At 50.1% G+C, this 5,604-nt stretch carries 2 protein-coding genes; both read left to right on the forward strand.

The window, feature by feature from the left end:
- The first annotated feature begins 207 nt into the window (after positions 1-207).
- Positions 208-1,632, forward strand: coding sequence for a VanW family protein (locus QVO97_RS06470; RefSeq protein WP_022359557.1), 1,425 nt, complete (start codon positions 208-210; stop codon positions 1,630-1,632).
- Positions 1,633-1,977: 345 nt separating this feature from the next.
- On the forward strand, positions 1,978-5,514 hold the full coding sequence (gene nifJ / locus QVO97_RS06475) for a pyruvate:ferredoxin (flavodoxin) oxidoreductase (RefSeq protein WP_022359558.1): 3,537 nt from the start codon (positions 1,978-1,980) through the stop codon (positions 5,512-5,514).
- The last annotated feature ends 90 nt before the right edge of the window (positions 5,515-5,604 follow it).

Genomic DNA, 5,604 nt, shown 5'->3' on the forward strand with positions numbered 1-5,604 from the left:
CAGCCGGTCGGAGTGGGCATACTTCCGGGCGTTATAAAAAGAAGAGAAGAAACCGTCTGGATATTACACAGATCCTTTTGATCGTGATCGGTGTCCTGGCGGTTATCCTGATAGCGGCGATTGCCTCCCGCGGGGGCGGGGCGCGGGTGCGGTGGGGGCAGCGCGGCAGGCGGGGCGACCGAATCGGATATCGTACAGGAGAGTACCGTGGCAGATGGAGCGGTGACCGTCAACGGCGTCAATATTTACGGAATGACGCAGGAGGAGGCGCGCAAGGCGATCCTTGATTCATTTGACTGGAAGATGAAGGCCAAATACGAGGACAAAGAGACCGACGTCACCAATCTGATGGCGGATAAAGTTGATCAGCTTCTCGAGGAGATCTATGCAAGTGATCTGAAACCGGGTGAGACATATGAAGTCAACACGGAAAATATGATCGAGGATGCCAAGGCAGAGGCAGCACTGATTGCCGGAAACTGGAACATGGCAGCCAAGAGCGGCGGTATCTCCGGTTACAATAAGGAAACGGGCAAGTTTGAGTTCAGCGAGGGCACCAAGGGACTTGTCATCGATCAGGATAAGCTGGCACAGGCGATGGTCGATGCGATTGACAAGAAGGAGTTTGATGCCGTCCTGACCGCAGAGACGAAGGAAGTCGCAGCGGATTCGTCGGTACAGGATAAGTACAAGACAATGTCCACCTACACAACCACGACGACCTCCAACAGCAACCGAAACGAGAATATCCGTCTGGCGGTCGCAGCGTTAAACGGAACGATTGTCAAACCAGGACAGGAATTTTCCTTTAACAATACGACCGGTGCGAGAACCGAAGAAAAAGGCTACAAGCCGGCAACCGCATACTTAAATGGCGAGGTTGTCCAGGAGCCAGGCGGCGGCGTCTGCCAGGTATCTTCGACCTTATACAATGCGGTTGTATTTGCGGGGCTTAAGAGTACGGAGCGCCACGCACACAGCTACGAGCCGTCCTACGTTACACCGGGCGAGGATGCGGCAGTCAGCTACGGCGGACCGGACTTCAAGTTCGTCAACAACTCGGAATATCCGCTGGCTATCAAGGCAAGCTTCAGCGCATCTGATCGAAAACTGACGATCGCACTGTATGGAGTTCCGATTCTGAAAGAGGGTGTCAAGATCCGTATGTCTTCTGAGAAGACAGGCGAGATTGATCCGCCGTCTGCGGTTTATACCGAGGATGGTTCCCTGCAGCCGAATCAGGAAGTGCAGACAAAGGCAGCGACTCCGGGCAGCCGCTGGTCCACGGATCTGGTTACCTATGAGAATGATAAAGAAGTGAGTCGTGAATTTTTTCACAATAGCAGCTATCGTGGAAAGGCAGCGCAGATCAAACGTAACAGTTCCGCTACTGTAGCGACCAACGCAACGGAGACAACGGCGGCAGCAGAGAGCACTGCGGCTGAGACAAATGCAGCTAATGAGAGCACAGCGGCACATGAGACAACCACAGCGGCACCGTCCAGTCCTAGCGGCGAGACAAAAGCTCCGACCACGACAGCGGCGGAATCCAACGAAGGACCACAGGAGACAACTCCAGAGCCAGAGGAAACGAACCCGGTTGTGGAAGCAAATGGACCTGGAAGCAATTAAAACCAAGGCAAAACGAAGGTGAAATATAGAAAGTGCTGTAAGATAGATTGCAAAAATGAATGATAAAAGGCATTCAAGCGGCATTTGAATGAAAAGCACCGCTGGGTGGAGAGTCTTTCTTCATCTGGCGGCGCTTTTTTTCATATTTTGTGGTTTTATCGACTATCTGAAAAAACAGTAGACAGGTTTTTTGTAATTGTTCGAAAAATAATACCGGATATAAATCAAATTTATTTGCATTTTGACGAGAATTTGTTATAATATTATCAGGTAAATTTCCAGGACAATCTATTTGGGGAGATTTATTACTGAATACATTCACTATCAATAGGAGGAATATTCATTATGGCAAGAAAGATGAAAACCATGGATGGAAACCACGCAGCAGCGCATGCTTCTTACGCATACACCGACGTGGCAGCTATCTATCCGATTACCCCTTCTTCTCCGATGGCTGAGGCTACCGATGAATGGGCAACAGACGGAAGAACCAATATTTTCGGCCACACAGTTCAGATTACAGAGATGCAGTCTGAGGCAGGTGCAGCAGGTGCAGTACACGGATCTCTGGCAGCAGGTGCGCTGACAACCACGTACACCGCTTCCCAGGGTCTGCTTCTGATGATCCCGAACTTATACAAGATTGCAGGTGAGCAGCTCCCGGGCGTATTTAATGTTTCTGCTCGTGCACTGGCCAGCCATGCGTTATCCATCTTTGGTGACCATTCTGATATTTATGCGTGCCGTCAGACAGGCTGCGCGATGCTGTGTGAATCCAGCGTACAGGAAGTTATGGATTTAACCCCGGTTGCACATCTGGCATCCATCAAGGGCAAGATTCCGTTCATTAACTTCTTTGATGGTTTCCGTACATCCCATGAGATTCAGAAGATCGAGACCTGGGATTACGAAGATCTGAAAGATATGGCAGATATGGATGCAATCGATGCATTCCGTAAGAATGCACTGAACCCGAACCACCCGTGTCAGCGCGGTTCTGCTCAGAACCCGGATATCTTCTTCCAGGTAAGAGAGGCTTGCAACCCGTACTACGATGCACTTCCGGCGATTGTTCAGGAATACATGGACAAGGTCAATGAGAAGATTGGTACAGACTACAAGCTGTTCAACTACTATGGCGCTCCGGACGCAGAGCACGTTATCATTGCAATGGGTTCTGTCAACGATACCATCGAGGAGACGATCGATTACCTCGTAGCAGCTGGAAAGAAAGTCGGCGTTGTAAAGGTTCGCCTGTACCGTCCGTTCGTAGCCAGCGCACTGGTAGACGCTATTCCGGATACAGTTAAGCAGATTTCTGTATTAGACCGCACCAAAGAGCCAGGTTCCCTTGGCGAGCCGCTTTACCTTGATGTAGTAGCAGCATTAAAGGGTACAAAATTCGATCAGACTCCGATCTTCACAGGTCGTTACGGACTTGGTTCCAAGGATACCACACCGGCTCAGATCGTAGCTGTATATGAGAACACAACCAAGAAACAGTTCACCATCGGTATCGTAGATGATGTTACCAACCTTTCCCTGGAGCTTGGCGCACCGCTTGTTACCACTCCGGAAGGAACTGTAAACTGTAAGTTCTGGGGTCTTGGTGCCGACGGTACTGTAGGTGCAAACAAGAACTCTATCAAGATCATCGGCGATAATACCGATATGTACGCACAGGCTTACTTCGATTATGACTCCAAGAAATCTGGTGGTGTTACAATGTCCCACCTTCGTTTCGGTCATAAACCGATCAAATCCACCTACCTGATCCACAAGGCAAACTTTGTTGCCTGTCACAACCCGGCTTACATCCGTAAGTACAACATGGTTCAGGAACTGGTTGACGGCGGTACATTCCTGTTAAACTGCCCGTGGAACATGGAAGAGCTGGAGCAGCACTTACCGGGACAGGTTAAGAAGTTCATTGCTGACCACAAGATTAAATTCTACACCATCGACGGTGTTAAACTGGGTATCGAGACCGGTATGGGTCCGACCCGTATCAATACCATCCTTCAGTCCGCATTCTTCAAGCTGGCAAATATTATTCCGGAGGAGAGAGCGATCGAACTGATGAAGGCTGCTGCAAAGGCAACCTACGGTCGTAAGGGCGAAGATGTTGTTAAGAAAAACTGGGCTGCTATCGATGCAGGCGCTCAGAACGTTGTAGAGATTCAGGTTCCGGAAAGCTGGAAGAACGGCGAGGACGAGGGACTTGAGATGACTCACGCAACCGAGGGAAGAGCAGACGTTGTTAAGTTTGTCAACACCGTTCAGGCTGCTGTCAATGCTCAGGAGGGTAACAACCTGCCGGTATCTGCATTTACCGATTATGTAGATGGTACAACTCCGTCTGGTTCCGCTGCATACGAGAAACGTGGTATCGCAGTCAATGTACCGGTTTGGAATCCGGACAACTGTATCCAGTGTAACTTCTGTTCTTATGTGTGCCCGCACGCAGTTATCCGCCCGATCGCGATGACCGAGGAAGAGGCTGCTGCCGCTCCGGAAGGAACAAAGACACTGCCGCTTACAGGTATGCCGCAGTACAAGTTCGTGATGACTATTTCTTCCCTGGATTGTACCGGATGTGGTTCCTGTGCAAATGTCTGCCCGGGCAAGAAGGGTGAGAAAGCACTTACGATGGTAAGTCTTGACAAGAATCTGGAGGCTCAGAAGGGTTATGACTACGGTCAGACACTTCCGATCAAACAGGATGTCATTGATAAATATAAAGAGACAACCGTTAAGGGAAGCCAGTTCAAACAGCCGTTACTTGAGTTCTCCGGCGCTTGTGCAGGATGCGGCGAGACTCCGTACGCAAAACTGATTACTCAGCTGTTCGGCGATCGTATGTACATTGCCAACGCAACCGGATGCTCCTCTATCTGGGGCAACTCTTCACCGTCTACACCTTACACCATGAACAAGGCTGGCAAGGGTCCGGCTTGGGATAACTCCCTGTTCGAGGACAACGCAGAGTTCGGTTATGGTATGCTTCTGGCTCAGAATGCAATCCGTGACGGCTTAAAGGGTAAGGTTGAGGCTGTGATGGCGGCAGAACAGGCGACCGATGAAGTGAAAGCAGCTTGCAAAGAGTGGCTGGATACTTACGGAATCGGTGCATTGAACGGCGCAGCTACCGACAAGCTGGTAGAGGCTCTGGACGGCATCGACTGCCCGAACTGCAAGGATATTGTGAAGAACAAAGACTTCCTCGCTAAGAAATCCCAGTGGGTATTCGGCGGCGACGGTTGGGCTTACGATATCGGTTTCGGCGGTGTTGACCACGTACTTGCTTCCGGCAAGGATATCAACATCATGGTATATGATACCGAGGTTTACTCCAACACAGGCGGACAGTCCTCTAAGGCAACTCCGACCGGTGCAGTTGCACAGTTCGCAGCAGGTGGTAAAGATGTGAAGAAGAAAGATCTTGCTTCCATCGCTATGAGCTACGGCTATGTATACGTTGCCCAGATCTCCATGGGTGCTGATTATGCTCAGACTGTTAAGGCAATCGCTGAGGCAGAGGCATATCCGGGTCCGTCCTTAGTCATTGCATATGCTCCGTGTATCAACCACGGTATCAAGAAAGGTATGGACAAGGCTCAGACCGAGGAGAAACTGGCGGTAGAGTGTGGTTACTGGCACAACTTCCGTTACAATCCGGCTGCAGAGGACAAGAAGTTCTCTCTGGACAGCAAGGCACCGACAGGTGACTACCAGGCATTCTTAAAGGGTGAGGTTCGTTACGCATCTCTGGCTCTGAAGAATCCGGATAGAGCTGGCGCGCTGGATGCAAAGAACGAGGAAGAGGCAAAGGCTAGATACCAGTACCTGAACAAGCTCGTTACTCTGTATACAAATAACTAATGAATCACTGATTCATGAATATATGACATACGATATATAAAACGTATGACTGCAGAAGCTCCGTCGAAAGATGGAGCTTTTGTTGTGTAA

It is taken from the genome of Clostridium sp. CAG:43 (genome assembly GCF_000434655.1).
Taxonomy (GTDB): domain Bacteria; phylum Bacillota; class Clostridia; order Lachnospirales; family Lachnospiraceae; genus Otoolea; species Otoolea fessa.